The following is a 17,381-nucleotide window of genomic DNA, read 5'->3' on the forward strand; positions in this document are numbered from 1 at the left end:
ACTAACTCGATTTTTATATACATGTTTTATCAAAATAATTATTTTCTGAATACTTAAGTACTAAGAGATCTACATTCAAACAGAAAACAAACAGCTCCGATTGAAGCTGTTTGTTTAAACTTACTTTTGTGCAGTTAATTTTGCCACCATCGTATCAGATTCACTTATTTCGATTCCTTTATAATAATAAGAAACGATTTCTTTATATGATTTACCTTCTTTCGCCATACCGTTTGCACCATACTGACTCATGCCAACCCCATGTCCATATCCTTTTGTTTGTATATTAATCTGATCGCCATTTCTCTTCAGGGTAAAGTCAGTTGATTGCAATCCTAATTTCATTCTAACATCTGTTCCTTTAATCATGGTTCCATTAATATTTACTTTCCCTATTCGATTACCATCTGTTTTCTCAACAATTTTAGCAACAGTTTGACCCGAAGGTACTTTCACATCTAATTTTTTTTCAAATTCGGACACAGGGATAGAGATTTGATCAGCAAATTTTGGTGTATCAATGTCCCAGGGGCTTTTGACACTTTTTAAATACGGGGTCGCATTAGCCCAAACATTTTCTGCATTTTCCGTATAGCCATTACTTGTTGAAAAGAACGCTGCTGTTATAGGATTACCATCATAGGTAAGAATTTGCCCACTTGTTTCTTGAACTGCTTGCGTAATTTTCTCGATTTTCCAATCATAATCGGACTTCCATATTTTCTTGAGCTCTTCTTTGTTTTTAAAAACTTGATCATCAGTGGAATCAGTAATCATGGCACCATCTGGTAATGAACCCTCATCTGCCAGTAGATGCTGCATTGTATACGTTCGCGCTGCTAATGCTTGTGCCTTCAACGCCTCTAGCTCAAACTCAGCAGGCATCTCAGAAGCAACAACCCCAATAAGATAGTCTTCAAAAGCAAAGGTTTCCACTTTGTTGGCATCGGTACGGTAAACAGCCACATCAACTGCAGGTTCCATCGAGGTGAAAGGTGTTGCCTCCCCCTTCTTCTTCTCCGCAGTTACAGTTTCTCGATTCTCTTGCTTCTCATCATTTCCCAAAGGAAGAACTACTAGTAAGGCTGGAATAATTAATACAAGTGTAAAGAGTAATGCTGATAGTACGATGAATGGTTTGAATTTTGTCATATGCTAGCCTCCATCAAGATTCACGTCTCATTCAATCATATGGTCGAAATAGAGCCATTATGACAAAATCCCACTATTGAATTTCTCTAGTAAAGTAGCTATTTCTTGTGTAATGGTAGAGATAGAGAACCGAGTGAAAATGGAGTTAGGGCTAATTGCGAGAGCTAAATGTTCACCTTCACTATGGTAATGAATAGTTTTGAGTCCACAACCAAATCATAGATAGAGTCCTACAACACCTAAAAAAAATTGTGGATGAACCTTTGTCCTTTTTTGCCCTCAATCACATCTCGATGGTTATGTGACTTCATTTGTGCGCATTTCCTGTTTGCCCAACATCTCATCAGTTTTATATACTCTGTGCACCCATTCCCTAATATAACTTGGCTTTTTTGATCTCACATATATGTACATCTACATTTTCATCCTTAGCTAAAAAAAACCACCAATCTCTAAAAAGATTAGTGGTTCGCCATTTTTATGCATTCAAATCAGTAATGATGGTTTGTTCAGTTGTAGACATATCTTCGTCTGCTTCAGTCACACGTTCAATGTCTGCACCTAAGCTCGCTAGTTTCTTATGGAAATCGACATAGCCACGGTCAAGATGTTTTAATTCTGTTACACGTGTTATGCCGTCTGCTACAAGTCCTGTTAAGATGAGAGCAGCTGCAGCACGTAAATCGGTTGCGGCAACTTCTGCACCTTGTAGGTTGGATGGTCCTTCCATAATAACAGAGCGACCTTCGATTTTCACATCTGCATTCATGCGACGGAATTCTTCCACATGCATGAAGCGGTTTTCAAATACAGTCTCCGTAATAACACTTGTGCCTTTGGCATGAAGCAATAGTGCCATCATTTGAGATTGCATATCTGTTGGAAAACCTGGGTGAGGCATCGTTTTAATATCGACAGCTTTAAGTTCTGACGGGCCGATGACGCGAACGCCTTCTTCCTCTTCGATAAACTGAACGCCCATTTCTTCCATTTTTGCTATTAAAGATGTTGCATGTTCTGGTACAACGCCTTTGACAAGAACATCGCCGCCTGTAATGGCTGCTGCTACCATAAATGTACCTGCTTCAATTCGGTCTGGAATAATATGATGCTCAGCACCAAATAATACATCCACACCTTCAATACGAATCGTTCCTGTTCCAGCACCACGAACTTTTGCACCCATTTTATTAAGGAAGTTCGCAAGGTCCACAATTTCTGGCTCTTTTGCTACATTTTCTAGAATCGTTGTACCCTTTGCTAATGTAGCAGCCATCATAATATTTTCTGTTGCGCCTACGCTAGGAAAATCAAGATATATTTTCGCACCATGCAGTTTTCCTTCTGGAGCTTCTGCTTCAATAAAACCGTTGCCAACCTTAACTGTTGCACCCATTGCTTCAAAACCCTTTAAATGTTGATCTATCGGGCGTGAACCAATCGCACAGCCGCCTGGCAATGCTACTCTTGCTCTTCCATTTCTCGCTAATAGTGAACCCATGACTAAAACAGATGCACGCATTTTTCGAACATATTCAAATGGTGCTTCTACTTTTAACTCTCTAGATGCATCAACAGTTACTGTATTGTTATCAAACCCCACTTCGGCGTTTAAAAAACGTAATACTTCATTAATTGTATATACATCGGAGAGAGTTGGGACATCACGAATTACGCTTTTTCCATCACTTGCTAACAATGTTGCAGCGATTACCGGTAAAACAGCATTTTTTGCGCCTTCTACTTTGACTGTGCCACTTAACCGATTTCCGCCGCGGACGATGATTTTTTCCAAAGTGTATTCCCCTCCGCGTCCATTTTCTCTATATTAATATTCAATCGTTATGATGGGTGTGCCGATAACAATAGTTGTCTTAGCGCCCAACCCTTCTTTTCTTAAGCCAATTTGTAAATTCATATCTTTGCCATCCGTTGTAACAGACTCTTTGAACATAGGTGAATATGCCGATGTCGAAATAAATTGCTCTTCTTCTAACGCTTCTATTTCTTTCGCATTAAATGTGGACAATAATCCGTTCATTTGTTCAAGCATAGACTCCCTCATATTACCATCATAATGACCAATGATACAAGAGAAAATATTGGGTTTTTTAGTAAAAATGTCAGACATCTGACTTTTCATATAGTTCCCCATATTTTCCTGGATACTGCCTTCGTAGCCAGCACCTTTCGCCTCATAAATGACATACGTTTGTACATTGTTTTTTGTGTCGGTTGAAAGTATTTTTATCGTTTCAGTCAGATCATTTTTTTTAAGCGTTCCTATGACTTCATATCTTTCTTGAGATTCCTTTTGGACAGACCATTTCCAGTCCGTAAAACTCTTTTTCATCTCTTTAGTATATGCTTTTACTTCTGCAAAGGTTTGTAGTGTTTCCAAGTTTTCCCTTGCATGAACTGACCATTCTTGAATCAAAATATTCTCGTCCTGAACAGTTTGAGCGATTTGTATTAGTGAAAGCTCTTCTACAGATGCTGCATCCGAATGATTGCCGAAAATAATCCAAACTAACCCGACAATTCCCATTATAGAAAATATAAATGAATACTTCTTCATTTAACTCCCTCCCTTACTACCATTGTTACCAAAGGAGAGATCGGCATACTTGGGAATTATCGTCACATTTTGACATCCACTAGTTGAGTGAATATTAAGTCAGATTATATGTATAGTTTTAAGAAAATTTATAGCAACATCATGCATTGTACTCAAACTTTGAGCAAATGAAAACATGTACGAAGACCTATATTTAAGGTCTATTTTTTGACAAATGGATTATTGCAAAATAAATGGAAGTTGTTGAGACCAAAGAAGATAATCAAGCACAAAGTTACCGACAATCGATCCAAGTGCGATCGATAACAATACATATAATACCCTTGCTTGCAAAACATGGTTCGCCTTGATCCACGTATCAATTTTAATCGCTTGCAAAGCATACCAAGCTACAGCAATAAATATTAAATGTACAATAATACTAACCAATGCCTGTTGGCCAAATCCAGAGATCACATGACCCACTCCTTCAATCAAAAACTACACCATTTATTTTAACTCAAATCACCTTCAGAAAGATAGCACACACCCTCTTAACAATTGACGTTTTTGTTTCAGTTTTCGTTTCACCTAAATTTATTTTTCCATAATTTACTTTACTTTAAGCTCTTTGCTTTCCATAAATAAAAAAGAAGAAGGAGCTCTCCCTTCTTCTATACCCGTTTCTACTGTAAGAAATCATAAAATGATAAAAAATTTTGATGGAGGAAATCATAAGCTAATTGTGGAAAAACGCCTAGTAATACTGTCATCATCACGCAAATACTTATGATAATGCTATTCAACTTCTTCCCACTCATTTGAAAAGTATGATTCGCTTCTCGGAAGAAAGCGTAAATAATCAATTTAAAATAATATATATAAGATATCACCGTAGTGGCGATTAGGATAACAGCTAATAGATAATGCGTTGGTTCTGTGCTTAATGCGCCTAGAAAAATATTCAGTTTGCCAATAAACCCTGATGTTCCTGGTATCCCCGCTAACCCTAGCATAGTAAGTGCGAGTGCAACAGCTAAAAGGGGAGCGCGTTTGGAAAGCCCAGACAATTGCTTTAGCTCTTCAATATTCATTAATTGTAACAAGGAAAAAACAGCGATTGTCATAAATAAATAGGCCGTTAAATAAAACCAAATCGTCTCTACCATAAAGGCGGAGAAAGCCGTTACCGCAACTAATAAATATCCCGCATGTGCAATGCTTGAATAGGCAAGCATCCGCTTAATCTTCGTTTGCCTTAGTGCCACTAAATTCCCCCATATCATCGTCACGGCAGCAAGAACGGCTAAAAAGTTTTGCAGCGCCATTAATAAAGAAGAATTGTTACTCACATCCGGAATATGATAAAAAACCGTGATGAACATTCGAATGATTAAAATAAACCCTGCTGCTTTTGAAATAATACTCAAAAAAGCGGTAACTGGTATCGGCGCTCCTTCATAAACATCTGGTGTCCACATATGAAAAGGTGCTGCAGCGATTTTAAATGCTAAACCAGCTAAAATCATCAGAAAAGCTAGTGCTAATAAAAATAGATGTTGAGTATTCGTTAACTCTTGAAGCCTACCCGCCATTTCTAAAATATTGGTTGTCCCAGCAATCCCATATAAATAACTCATACCGAACAAAGTAATAGCTGTGGCAATTCCACCATTAATGACATATTTCATTGCTGACTCGTTTGAAGGGAGATGCTTCTTTCTTATTCCTACTAATATATAGGATGATAAGGTCATTAGCTCTAAACCTACAAAAAGAGTAATTAAATCAGCGCTGGAGGACATAATCATCGCACCAAGTAATGCCACTAAAAATAAATAGAAAAACTCTCCCCTGAACTCCGTTAATTCTTCTTTCGGTTCATATGAAATAGCTAACAACAACACAAAGCCGGCAGCAACTAATAACACTAATTTAAAAGCAATCGCAAAGGAATCTAATCGGAAGGTGTCATAGAGGATCGCAAAAGGTGTGTCCCCTATGAGTGTAAGTAAAAAGATTAAAGCTGCAACGATACTTCCTACACCAAGCCAACCGAGCCATTTCCGATGAAACGACCTCGGTAGAAATAAATCTAGGAGGGATAGTAGAGTAGCTGTACCAAGAATAATGAATTCTGGAACCATCGCATGCCAACTAAATGATAATAATGTATCAAGATCCATTTTTATTTCACCCCCCTAATCCAATGATGATTGATTTTAAAGTTGAACCGATAATATCTGGATAAACACCAATACCAACAATACATAAAAGCAAAATAATTGCTGGCCAAATCTCTAATGACGTCATATCTCTTACCCTTTTCGCCTTCTCTTGTTGGCCAAAAGTAATCCCTAGCACTGCTCGTAATATATATACAGCCGTCAATATAATGCCTAAACATGCGATAACTGCAAGCACTGGCCATTCTTGAAATAGACCCAGGAACACGAGAAATTCCGCGACAAACCCTGACATACCGGGTAAACCTAATGAGGCGAGACCTGCTACTAACAAAAAACCTGAAGCGATTGGCATTGTTTTCGCTAGCCCATTTAAATCATCCATGGAACTAGATTGATATCTCTCGTAAAAGATACCGATAAGATAGAAGAACAAGGCGGCAATTAACCCATGTGAGACCACTTGAAACATCGCTCCTTGTATCCCCGCTTCATTTAATGCAGCCAATCCGATAAGCACGATACCCATATGCGAAATCGATGAGTAAGCTAAAATTTTTCTCAGTTCTTGTTGGGATAATGCTAAAAACGCACCATAAAGCAAGTTGATTACACCAAGTATCGCCAGCCATAAAGTGAGCGATTGAAACTGGTTTGGAAAGAAGCCTAAACCAAAATGGATGAGACCATAGGCGCCAATTTTCAACAGTACACCCGCATGAAGCATGACAATTGCTGCTGGCGCTTCAGCATGAACCTTAACCATCCAGCTGTGAAACGGCCAAATAGGAAGCTTAATCCCAAAGGCAATGAATAAGGCAAGCAGCAAGCCCGTTTTCTCTTTTGATGAAAAAACCGTTCCATCATCTGCACTTAAAATAGACATTAAGGCCTCGATATTCGCCGTACCTGTTTTAGCAAACAATACCATGATGACAACTAAAAGGATTGCTGACCCAATCCCGTTATAAATGAGCAAAGAGAAGGCTGTTCGTTCTTTTTCATATAGCCCCCATTTGCCTATTAAAAAGAAGGTTGCCACTAAAGTCACTTCAAAAAAGATAAAGAATAATACTAAGTTCTCAGCAGCAAACACCCCGAGCATGCCAACTTCTAATAATAGAAATAGCATGTAATAACCTTTCCACCCTGCTTTGATCTGAAATGAAGCAAAGGCGGCTAACGTAGAGAGTAAGGCAGTTAATAACAATAGAATAAGAGAAAAACCGTCTACTCCTAATTCATAATCAATACTGTATAATTTGCCAAAGACTTCGGGATTACCAAATTGCATCCAACTTAATTTCCCAGAAAAACTAACTAACTCTACACCCATCTTAGATGAGATAATTAAGTAGATTGATAGAAAAAGAGAAGGAAGGGTACTAAGTGTAGCGACTGTTTTAATCGTTTTCTCCTTCGTTTTTGCAACCAGTGTTAATAATAAGACACCGAGAAGGGGCGCAAATACAATAATGCTCAATATAAACGGGAATCCCACTATAAGCCACCTCCTGTCACTGCAAACACTACGATCAGAATGGCTAACCCAACAAAAGCAACCGTTCCATACAATTGAGTCTGCCCATTTTGAAACTTTGAACCAATCATGCTCAACTGTTTAATGGTGATGGTTACAAGAGAAATGAGACCTTCAATTAAATAAACCTCCACGAAATGTAGAACTTGACTTACAAAGCGGCTACCTTTAACAAAGATATACTGATACACTTCATCGATATAATATTTATTTACTACAAGCTGATACGTATAAGGAGCTCTTGATGTAAACCAATCTCTGGAAATAACTTTCTTACTATACATCAACCAAGCAAGCAAGATACCTAAGAATGCTACAATCGTGGCTACAATCATCACCCAAAGCGGACCATCGAGATGACCATGCACATTTGCAGCTATCCCCGTTGTTAACCAATCTCCTAAAAATGTTCCGAACCAAGGGGTTTGTATATAACCAGCAACAATCGCTAACAACGCAAGAACCAGCATGGGAACGGTCATCCAATTGGATGAATCTTTTACCATTGAATGCTCTTTCTTTTCTTCTCCACCAAATACTAAGAAAAATAAGCGGAACATGTAAAATGCAGTGAAGAAAGCAGCAATGATTGCAAGTGTGAATAATAAGTAATGACCACTCACCCAGGCAGACACTAATATTTCTTCTTTACTAAAAAAGCCTGATAATAAAGGTACTCCGCTAATCGCCATTGTCCCAATTAGAAAGAACGGTGCAGTCCATTTCATCTTCTTCCATAAGCCACCCATTTTCTCAATATCTTGGGTATGAACAGCATGAATGACACTACCAGCTGCTAAAAACAATAGTGCCTTAAAAAAGGCGTGTGTTGTTAAATGGAATACACCGGCCACGTAACCTCCCACCCCTAATGCAAGCATCATATAACCTAGCTGACTTACAGTAGAATACGCTAAAGCTCTTTTAATATCTTTTTGGGTCATCCCAATCGTTGCAGCAAAAATGGCGGTAAATCCACCAACAATAGCTATGGTAAGCATGGCCACCTCACTGAAGGCGAATAACGGATAAAGTGCTGCTACAAGGTAAACACCAGCTGCTACCATTGTGGCAGCATGAATTAATGCCGATACAGGCGTGGGTCCTTCCATCGCATCAGGTAACCACGAATGCAACGGGAACTGACCAGACTTCCCAACGGCTCCGATAAAGATAAGAATAGCTGTTAAGGTAGCCATCGTTTCTGATAGACCACCCGCTGAGATAGCAGCAAAAATCTCATCATACTCAAAGCTCCCTACTTGCCAAAAGAGAAGAATCATACCAATGAGAAGGCCGATATCACCAATTCTCGTCATGATAAATGCTTTCTTGGCAGCTACTTTTGCCTCTTCTTTATAAAAATAAAAACCAATCAATAGAAATGAGCCAACGCCCACAAGCTCCCAGAATATATATGTTTGTAATAGATTAGGAGAAAGAACAAGTCCAAGCATCGCAAAGGTGAATAATCCTAAGTATGAGAAAAATACTGTTATGCGCTCATCTCCCTCCATGTATGCCTTTGAATACATATGTACGAGGAAGCTAACGAGCGAGACAATGACAAGCATAAGGGCATTTAATTGATTGACCTCAAAACCTGCAGTCAATTGAGTCTCTCCTATGGTTAGCCATATGAACTCTACCTTTACATTTTCCTGCGTGAAACGCGCAAATAAAACCAGTAAAGCACATATAAAACTAACTAAGGAAAGAATTACTGCGAAATCAATTTGCCCTCTCCGCCACTTCCTTCCAAAAATAAGTAGCACTAAGAAGGAGAAAAGCGGAAAAAGCGGTATGATCCATGCAATCTCCATCATTTCTTCATGTCCCCTTTTATTCATACGAATGACGTATGTTCATTCAAGTTAATTTTTCAAAGAGTTGTAATCATCTACATTGACGGATTTACGATTTCGATAGATAGCTATGAGGATAGCGAGCCCGACTGCCGCCTCAGCCGCAGCAACTGCAATGGCAAAAAGGGCAAATATTTGGCCATCTATTGAAGGCATCATGCCATACTTACTAAAAGCAACGAGGTTAATATTAACCGCATTTAACATTAATTCAATGGCAATAAGTACAATGACAGTATTCTTCTTCGTTAATGCCCCGTATAATCCGATACAAAAGAGGATAATGGCTAGTGTTAAATAGGCAGATAACGGCACACTACTCACGTTCTTCCCCCTCCTCATCATCCCGTTTCGCTAACACTATCGCACCAATAAGGGCGACGAGTAAAATAACCGAAGTTAATTCAAAAGGAATAATATATTTCGAATAAAGGGCAATCCCTATTTGCTCTGTATTATTTTCATGCAATGAAGTGGATGGTTCCCCTAGTTCAAGTTGGTATATACCTAAGTAAAAGACGAGCCCGAACCCAAGGATGGCTAGAAAGATGAGAAATTTTCTAAAGCCTCCTCCACTCGTCTCGCTCTTGTCATTATGACGCGTTAACATAATGCCAAAAAGCATCATAATTGTGATCGCACCTGAATAGATAAGGATTTGGACTACTGCAATAAATTCTGCAGAAAGCATGACGTAAATGCCAGCAATACTAATGAAAGTAAAGACGAGAGCGACGACCATATGAACAACCTTTGTTAAGTTGATCATCATGATCCCACCGCCTATAGCGATGAGTGATAAAACAATAAATATGAAAAACTCGCCGCTCATGCCTTATTCTCCTTTCGTAATTGGGTATCATTTTCATCCAACCACACAAGATCTTTAAATAATTCATCACGACTATATTCTGCGAGTTCAAAATGATTTGTCATAATGATTGCCTCAGTAGGACAAACTTCCGTACATAAGTCACATAGTATACAAATTTCGAAATTTATATCATACGTATCAATAATTTTCCCCCGCTTACTTGAATCGGGATGCTTTTTCCCCGTGAGTGTAATGCAATCTGTCGGACATATATTGGCACATTGATTACAGACGATGCATTTTTCTGGATAAAATTTTTGAATTCCCCTAAAGCGATCGGGAAGTGGTAAGGGTTCATTAGGATAATCATAGGTTAGTTTCTTGCGCGTCATATTTTTCAACGTGTATTTCAATCCTTTTGCTAATCCAAACATACCTTTGTCACCCCTTTTAAAATAGATTGATCCATTCTTTTAATAATGCAGTGAGGAAGATATTCGCTATAGCTACTGGCAATAATACCTTCCAGCCGAACTCCATTAGTTGGTCGGCACGTATCCTTGGGAAAGTAACACGGAACCAAATAAGCAGAAAGATAACAACCATAAATTTAAGTGCAAACCAAACGGCTCCCGGTATAAACCCTAAATAGGGTAATGGTAGCCAACCACCTAAAAAGACGACAGTTATTAACGCTGACATTGCGAACATATACACATACTCAGCTAACATAAAGAACGCCCAACGAAAACCGGTATACTCAACAAAATAACCTGCAACAAGTTCCGACTCCGCTTCAGCCAAATCAAACGGCACCCGATTCAATTCAGCTACTGCTGCAATAAAGAAGACGATAAAGGCAATCGGTTGCCAAAGAATATACCAGCCATTTTCTTGCGCTAACACAATATCATTTAAGTTCATACTTCCTGTCAGAAGAATGACACCAATGACCGACATAACTAGTGGAATTTCATATGATATCATCTGTGCGGCTGCCCTCATTGCCCCCATTAATGCATATTTATTATTAGAAGCCCACCCTGCGGTCACAACTCCGACAGTCGTAATACCCGAGACAGCAATATAATAAAGCAAACCAACACCGATATCAGCGAATTGAAATCGATCAGTGAATGGAATGATTGCTAATACCATAAAAGCAGGTGTAAAAGCAATTAACGGTGCAAGAATAAATAATGGTTTGTCTGCTGCCCGTGGAATGGCATCTTCCTTAATCAGTAGCTTCAAGACATCCGCAACTGTTTGTAATAGTCCCCATCTTCCTCCTACTTGGTTAGGCCCATGCCGCAATTGCATAAAGCCCATAACCTTTCTTTCTGCTAAAATGGCATAAGTGACAAACCCTAGAACAATAAATAACAGCAGAACCGTTAATGCAAAATAAATGAAGAAATGGAGCCATGTCGCTTCAGAAGTTAATAATCCCTCAATCATTATCCGTCCACCTCCCCAAGCACGATATCAATTGCGCCAAGGATTGCGATTAAATTAGCCATATTCTGACCAACTAGTAACTTCGGTAAGATTTGCAGATTATAAAAAGACGGCCGCCTAAATTTCAGACGATATGGCTCTTTCTTACCTTCACTGGCAATATAACAACCGATTTCTCCTCGAGGAGACTCGATGCGTACAAACGTTTCTCCTTTAGGCGGTTTAATGACCTTAGGAACCTTACCCATGACCTCACCTGTTTCAGGGAATTGCTCCACCGCTTGCTCAAGTATCCGTAAACTTTGTTCTATTTCCTGGATACGCACTTGGTACCTTCCCCATGCATCACCTGTATCAGCTGTACATATTTCAAAAGAAAACCGGTCGTAAATGGAATAAGGTTCACTTTTCCGTAAATCCCAAGCAAGCCCAGTACAACGTAAATTGGCTCCGCTTAAGGAATAGTCCATTGCCTCTTCTTTTGTGTATTGACCGATACCCTTTACACGATTAAGGAAAATTTCATTGCCGGTTACGAGATCTCCGTAACCCGCTAACTGCTCTCTCATGTAAGGAATAAACGCCTTCACTTTTTCTATCCAACCGTCTGGTGCATCCCATTTCACTCCGCCTACTCTCATATAATTAAATGTTAGGCGGCCACCTGAGATTTCATTTAACAAATTGATGATCATTTCTCTTTCTCTAAAAGCGTATAAAAATGGACTTGTCGCCCCTAAATCAAGCAAATATGTACCCCACCAAACAAGATGACTAGCAATTCTACCGAGTTCCATCGTGATGATGCGAAGGTATTCCGCTCGTTCAGGAATGTCTAGCTCCATCATCGTTTCAACTGCGTGGCAAAGCACATAATTATTTGTCATCGCGGCCAAGTAATCTAAGCGATCTGTATAGGGAATGATTTGTGTATATTGCAGATTTTCAGCTATTTTTTCTGTTCCTCTATGGAGATAACCGATGACTGGTTTGGCATCAATAATCATTTCTCCATCTATTTTGATAACAAGACGAAAAACGCCATGTGTACTGGGATGCTGTGGTCCTACATTCAATAGCATCTCTTCTGTTCTGATCATTGCCTTTTACACCTCCACATCATAAGGTTCATAATCCTTGCGGAGAGGATGACCAACCCAATCTTCCCCAAGCATAATGCGATGTAGGTCAGGGTGGTTGGTAAATTGAATACCAAGGAGGTCATATGCTTCACACTCTGGCCAGTTCGCACCTGGCCATATAGTTGCAATAGAATCAACTCTTGGATTTTCACGATCCATTTTCACTTTCAAAGCGACAGACTGCTTATTTTTAAAGGAGTATAAATGAACATAAATCTCCATATATGTTTCAAAATCAGTTCCATGTAATTCTGATAAAAATTCAAAATGAAGACCGCTATGTTGTTTGAATAACAAGGCAAGGGAATAGTAATGTTCTAGCTTAACAACAATAGTGGGCACATGCTTGCTCATACGATTAATATAGGAATCTTCTAAAATATCTTCTTTGTAGTGTTCTTTTACAATGTTGAGGTAACGATCTAAGATTGGTTGTTGAGGTGATGGTGTGATAGGTTCTGGCTCTTCTGTTTCTTTTGCTTGAGTTGTTTTCCCTCTTGCCTTTGCTGCTGCAGCTGCCTTTGCTTTGGCGGCTGCGATGGCTTTAGCCTTCTCTGAATCGCCACTTTCATTCGCGTTCTTTGCCTTTCGTTTCGCTGCAGCGGCTGCTTTGGCTTTGGCAATAGCGATTGCCTTTTGTTTTTCTAAGTCTTGGTTAGATGTTGGCTCTGTTTCTTTTCCTTCTGTCTCTTTTGCTTTTTTCTTTGCTATTGCGGCTGCTTTTGCCTTGGCGGCGGCCGCTGCTTTTTGTTTTTCTAGATCTTGATTGGAGGTTGGCTCTGTTTCTTTTCCTTCTGTCTCTTTTGCTTTTTTCTTTGCTATCGCGGCTGCTTTTGCCTTGGCGGCGGCCGCTGCTTTTTGTTTTTCTAGATCTTGATTGGAGGTTGGCTCTGTTTCTTTTCTTTCTGTCTCTTTTGCTTTTTTCTTTGCTATTGCGGCTGCTTTTGCCTTGGCGGCGGCCGCTGCTTTTTGTTTTTCTAGATCTTGATTGGAGGTAACATCATCTTTTGTTTGGTTCACTTCGGATACTGAGTCATGCGATTCTTCTTTTTTCTTTTCCCTCTCTTCCCGTTTTCTTTGTGCAGCTGCTCTTGCTTTTTCGGCTGCTTCCTTTTTTAACTGCTCTTTATCTTTTTCATCCAAGTCAGATCACCCGCTTTCCTGTTTTCGCCTCATAACGGATTTTTGCCTTTAACTTATTGACACCGTATATGAGTGCTGCAGGATTAGGTGGACAACCTGGTATGTACACATCAACTGGGACCACTTGGTCTACCCCTTTTACAACAGAATAAGAATAAACATATGGACCACCTGCAGTTGCACAAGAGCCCATAGCAATCACCCACTTCGGTTCAGGCATTTGATCATAAAGCCGTCTAATTACTGGAGCCATTTTTTTCGTGACGGTACCAGATACAATCATGACATCAGATTGTCGTGGAGAAGTGCGGAAAAAAGAGCCAAAACGATCGAGATCATAGTGAGAAGAACCCACACCCATCATTTCAATGGCACAACAGGCGAGGCCAAACGTCATCGGCCATAATGAATTACTTCTAGCCCATCCTTTTAACTGCTCTAATGTAGACATGAATATATTACGCTGAATTTCAGCCATTTCTTTTTCACTCATTTGATCTAATTTTAAATCCATTTCAGCACCTTCTTTTTCCAAGCATATATTAAACCTATCACTAACATAAACACGAAAATCAGCATCTCTATTAAAGCAAATATGCCTAATTTTTCATATGCTACGGCCCATGGATATAAAAACACTGTCTCCACATCAAAAATGACGAAAAGAAGAGCAAACATGTAATAACGAACCGTGAATTGTACCCTTGAGTCTTGAAAGGGATCAATTCCACTTTCATAAGTAGTATACTTATTCTCATTAGGTTGATATGGTCGCAACAATTTCCCGAAAAATAGAGCAACTAATGGTAATAGCACACCGATAATTATAAAAGAAAGGACTATCAAATAATTATTTTGATACAGATGCCATAATTCCAATATCATCCCCTCCATAATATAGAGACTATTCAAAATTTTTAAAATGTAATCGGATACATTATAACACCCTTGCCATATTCTGTCGATAAGCCACTAGTCATTTCCATCTATCCCATACTTCATTTATATGACAAGTTGTATAGGATATATCTTTTTTACTGAATCTTATCCGAAAAAAATAAGAACTGTTGGTAGGATAAAGAGAAGGTTTATATTATTGTGAGGAAATAGATAGATCTATATAGCTTTTGCTCACAAGGGGTCAGAAATCTTATCAGCAGGATGAGTGAAATTCAATTCACTATGAGCATGTTTGCTTGCAATTACAAAAAGATGAAGGCTGAGAAACTGAGCGTAATTGACTTATTTAACACTGGATACACTCATATTTTTCCGCTACCTCATTTTTCTTGACTCGTTTAGCACCGAATACTATCATATTTTCTGCTACCTCATTTTTTTGACTCGTTTATCACTGAATCCAATCAAATTTTTCCGCTACCTCATTTTTTTGACTCGTTTATCATCGAATCAAATCATATTTTTCCAACCACACATTATTTGCCTCGTTTTGGTTTATCAGCTGAACTCATCCAATCAATTTAATTCACTCACGGGATTTCTGAAACGTATTGGTATTATAGAGGCATCACAGCACAAATTTATGTCATCGATTCATTCCACGGTTCGTTTACCACCCGAAAGACACGCTTAAATAGACCCACGCAAAACAAAAAACGAACCAATCCTGATGATAAAAACAGGATTGATTCGTTTTCATGATGATTATATATTTCTCTCCGAAACATTGATACGATTCATCGCACGTTTTAGTGCAAGTTCTGCACGTTTGAAGTCGACGTTTTCACGCTTTGTTTCATTCAAACGTTGTTCTGCACGATCTTTTGCACTTTTGGCACGATCAAGATCGATATCAGTCGCTTGTTCCGCAGATTGCGCTAAAATCGTTACTTGGTCCGGACGTACTTCGAGGAAACCACCGCTAACAGCAACCAAATCAGATTGATTTTCTTTCTTTAGACGGACAGCTCCAATTTGTAACGGTGCAACCATAGGGACGTGACCTGCTAAAATACCTAGCTCTCCACTTTCAGCTTTGGTACTTACCATTTCCACATCGGATTCATACACCGGGCCATCGGGAGTAACAACACTGACTTTAATCGTCTTCATTTTTTACCCTCCTGGTCCTAAATTATACCTCTACGCCCATTTTTTTAGCAGCTTCAATTACTTCTTCAATACGACCAACTAGACGGAAAGCATCTTCTGGTAGGTGGTCATATTTACCTTCAAGGATTTCTTTAAATCCTTTAACAGTTTCTTTTACAGGAACATAAGAACCTGGTTGGCCTGTAAATTGCTCTGCTACGTGGAAGTTTTGAGATAAGAAGAATTGGATACGACGCGCACGTTCAACGATAAGCTTATCTTCGTCTCCAAGCTCGTCCATACCTAGGATCGCGATAATATCTTGAAGCTCTCTGTAACGTTGTAACGTTTGTTGTACAGTACGAGCTACTTCATAATGCTCTTCACCAACTGTTTCAGGTGAAAGTGCACGTGATGTAGATGCTAATGGATCCACGGCAGGGTAAATACCCATTTCAGATAATTTACGCTCTAAGTTTGTTGTTGCATCTAAGTGAGCGAAAGTTGTTGCTGGAGCCGGGTCAGTATAGTCATCGGCAGGTACATAAATCGCTTGAATTGATGTAACAGATCCAACATTCGTTGAAGTAATACGTTCTTGTAATTTACCCATTTCAGTTGCAAGTGTTGGTTGGTAACCAACGGCAGATGGCATACGACCAAGTAGGGCAGATACCTCAGAACCTGCTTGCGTGAAACGGAAGATGTTATCCATGAAGAAAAGAACGTCTTGTCCTTGCTCATCACGGAAATATTCAGCCATTGTTAAACCAGTTAGGGCAACACGCATACGTGCTCCAGGTGGCTCATTCATTTGTCCGAATACCATCGCAGTTTTCTTAATAACGCCTGAGTCAGTCATTTCATAGTAAAGGTCATTACCTTCACGTGTACGCTCACCAACACCAGCGAATACAGAAATACCACCGTGCTCTTGAGCGATGTTATTGATTAACTCTTGAATTAAAACGGTTTTACCAACACCGGCACCACCGAATAGACCGATTTTACCACCTTTGATGTAAGGAGCAAGTAAGTCTACTACTTTAATTCCTGTTTCAAGAATTTCTACTTCTGTAGAAAGTTTTTCGAATGTAGGTGCTTCTCTATGAATAGAGTCACGACGAGCATCACCAGTAATGGCTGGATCCAGGTCAATTGTATCACCTAGTACGTTAAATACACGGCCAAGAGTGATATCACCTACTGGTACAGAGATGGCTGCACCTGTATCTATTACTTCAGTTCCACGTTGTAAACCATCTGTTGAAGACATAGCAATTGTACGTACAGTGTCATCACCTAAATGAAGGGCAACTTCAAGGGTTAAGTTGATTCCAACTTCAGATTCGTTACGCGAAGTGTTATCAATTTGCAATGCGTTATAGATTGCTGGTAATTGACCGTTTTCGAACTTTACGTCAACAACCGGACCCATAACTTGAAGAACGCGTCCTTTGTTCATCTTTTTC

At 39.3% G+C, this 17,381-nt stretch carries 17 protein-coding genes; all 17 read right to left on the bottom strand.

Translation table 11 applies throughout. The annotated features are described in order from the left end of the window. Positions 1-120: 120 nt before the first annotated feature. The 17 genes from spoIID to atpD all read right to left on the bottom strand — a co-directional run bounded on the left by spoIID (position 121) and on the right by atpD (position 17,374). A complete protein-coding gene (gene spoIID, locus MKX78_RS22185) occupies positions 121-1,152 on the bottom strand; it encodes a stage II sporulation protein D (protein WP_095371610.1) in 1,032 nt (343 codons plus the stop codon). A gap of 478 nt (positions 1,153-1,630) precedes the next feature. Then, positions 1,631-2,947, bottom strand: a complete 1,317-nt coding sequence (murA, locus tag MKX78_RS22190; RefSeq protein ID WP_341052468.1) for a UDP-N-acetylglucosamine 1-carboxyvinyltransferase — start codon at positions 2,945-2,947, stop codon at positions 1,631-1,633. A gap of 33 nt (positions 2,948-2,980) precedes the next feature. Beyond that, a complete protein-coding gene (locus MKX78_RS22195) occupies positions 2,981-3,730 on the bottom strand; it encodes a YwmB family TATA-box binding protein (RefSeq protein WP_095371608.1) in 750 nt (249 codons plus the stop codon). 219 nt (positions 3,731-3,949) lie between these two features. After that, complete coding sequence (locus MKX78_RS22200) at positions 3,950-4,186, bottom strand: DUF1146 family protein (protein WP_095371607.1); 237 nt, start codon at positions 4,184-4,186, stop codon at positions 3,950-3,952. Between the two features lie 209 nt (positions 4,187-4,395). Continuing rightward, complete coding sequence (gene nuoN / locus MKX78_RS22205; RefSeq protein ID WP_095371606.1) at positions 4,396-5,895, bottom strand: NADH-quinone oxidoreductase subunit NuoN; 1,500 nt, start codon at positions 5,893-5,895, stop codon at positions 4,396-4,398. 7 nt (positions 5,896-5,902) lie between these two features. Beyond that, positions 5,903-7,396: a complex I subunit 4 family protein gene (locus MKX78_RS22210; protein ID WP_307318218.1), complete on the bottom strand. Its 1,494-nt coding sequence runs from the start codon at positions 7,394-7,396 to the stop codon at positions 5,903-5,905. After that, positions 7,396-9,261 carry an NADH-quinone oxidoreductase subunit L gene (nuoL, locus tag MKX78_RS22215; protein ID WP_307318217.1) on the bottom strand — a complete coding sequence of 622 codons (1,866 nt, stop codon included), beginning with the start codon at positions 9,259-9,261 and terminating at the stop codon, positions 7,396-7,398. The genes MKX78_RS22210 and nuoL overlap by 1 nt, the downstream gene beginning before the upstream one ends. Before the next feature lie 48 nt (positions 9,262-9,309). Beyond that, positions 9,310-9,624, bottom strand: coding sequence for an NADH-quinone oxidoreductase subunit NuoK (nuoK, locus tag MKX78_RS22220; protein ID WP_095371603.1), 315 nt, complete (start codon positions 9,622-9,624; stop codon positions 9,310-9,312). Continuing rightward, positions 9,617-10,132 carry an NADH-quinone oxidoreductase subunit J gene (locus MKX78_RS22225; protein WP_095371602.1) on the bottom strand — a complete coding sequence of 172 codons (516 nt, stop codon included), beginning with the start codon at positions 10,130-10,132 and terminating at the stop codon, positions 9,617-9,619. Before MKX78_RS22225 ends, nuoK begins: the two co-directional genes overlap by 8 nt. After that, positions 10,129-10,548: an NADH-quinone oxidoreductase subunit NuoI gene (gene nuoI, locus MKX78_RS22230; RefSeq protein WP_095371601.1), complete on the bottom strand. Its 420-nt coding sequence runs from the start codon at positions 10,546-10,548 to the stop codon at positions 10,129-10,131. Before nuoI ends, MKX78_RS22225 begins: the two co-directional genes overlap by 4 nt. Positions 10,549-10,564: 16 nt before the next feature. Next, complete coding sequence (gene nuoH, locus MKX78_RS22235; RefSeq protein ID WP_095371600.1) at positions 10,565-11,572, bottom strand: NADH-quinone oxidoreductase subunit NuoH; 1,008 nt, start codon at positions 11,570-11,572, stop codon at positions 10,565-10,567. Further along, on the bottom strand, positions 11,572-12,672 hold the full coding sequence (locus MKX78_RS22240) for an NADH-quinone oxidoreductase subunit D (protein ID WP_095371599.1): 1,101 nt from the start codon (positions 12,670-12,672) through the stop codon (positions 11,572-11,574). Before MKX78_RS22240 ends, nuoH begins: the two co-directional genes overlap by 1 nt. Positions 12,673-12,678: 6 nt before the next feature. After that, the gene (locus MKX78_RS22245) at positions 12,679-13,857 is read right to left on the bottom strand and encodes an NADH-quinone oxidoreductase subunit C (RefSeq protein ID WP_341052471.1); all 1,179 of its coding nucleotides are present in this window, start codon (positions 13,855-13,857) and stop codon (positions 12,679-12,681) included. A 1-nt stretch (position 13,858) separates the two neighbouring features. After that, a complete protein-coding gene (locus MKX78_RS22250) occupies positions 13,859-14,371 on the bottom strand; it encodes a NuoB/complex I 20 kDa subunit family protein (RefSeq protein WP_157733862.1) in 513 nt (170 codons plus the stop codon). Next, positions 14,362-14,736, bottom strand: coding sequence for an NADH-quinone oxidoreductase subunit A (locus MKX78_RS22255; RefSeq protein WP_095371596.1), 375 nt, complete (start codon positions 14,734-14,736; stop codon positions 14,362-14,364). Before MKX78_RS22255 ends, MKX78_RS22250 begins: the two co-directional genes overlap by 10 nt. A gap of 786 nt (positions 14,737-15,522) precedes the next feature. Then, positions 15,523-15,930: a F0F1 ATP synthase subunit epsilon gene (locus MKX78_RS22260; protein WP_095371595.1), complete on the bottom strand. Its 408-nt coding sequence runs from the start codon at positions 15,928-15,930 to the stop codon at positions 15,523-15,525. 22 nt (positions 15,931-15,952) lie between these two features. Continuing rightward, complete coding sequence (atpD, locus tag MKX78_RS22265) at positions 15,953-17,374, bottom strand: F0F1 ATP synthase subunit beta (protein WP_095371594.1); 1,422 nt, start codon at positions 17,372-17,374, stop codon at positions 15,953-15,955. Positions 17,375-17,381 lie beyond the last annotated feature (7 nt).

This window comes from Cytobacillus sp. FSL R5-0569 (assembly GCF_038007265.1).
Lineage (GTDB): Bacteria > Bacillota > Bacilli > Bacillales > Cytobacillaceae > Cytobacillus > Cytobacillus kochii.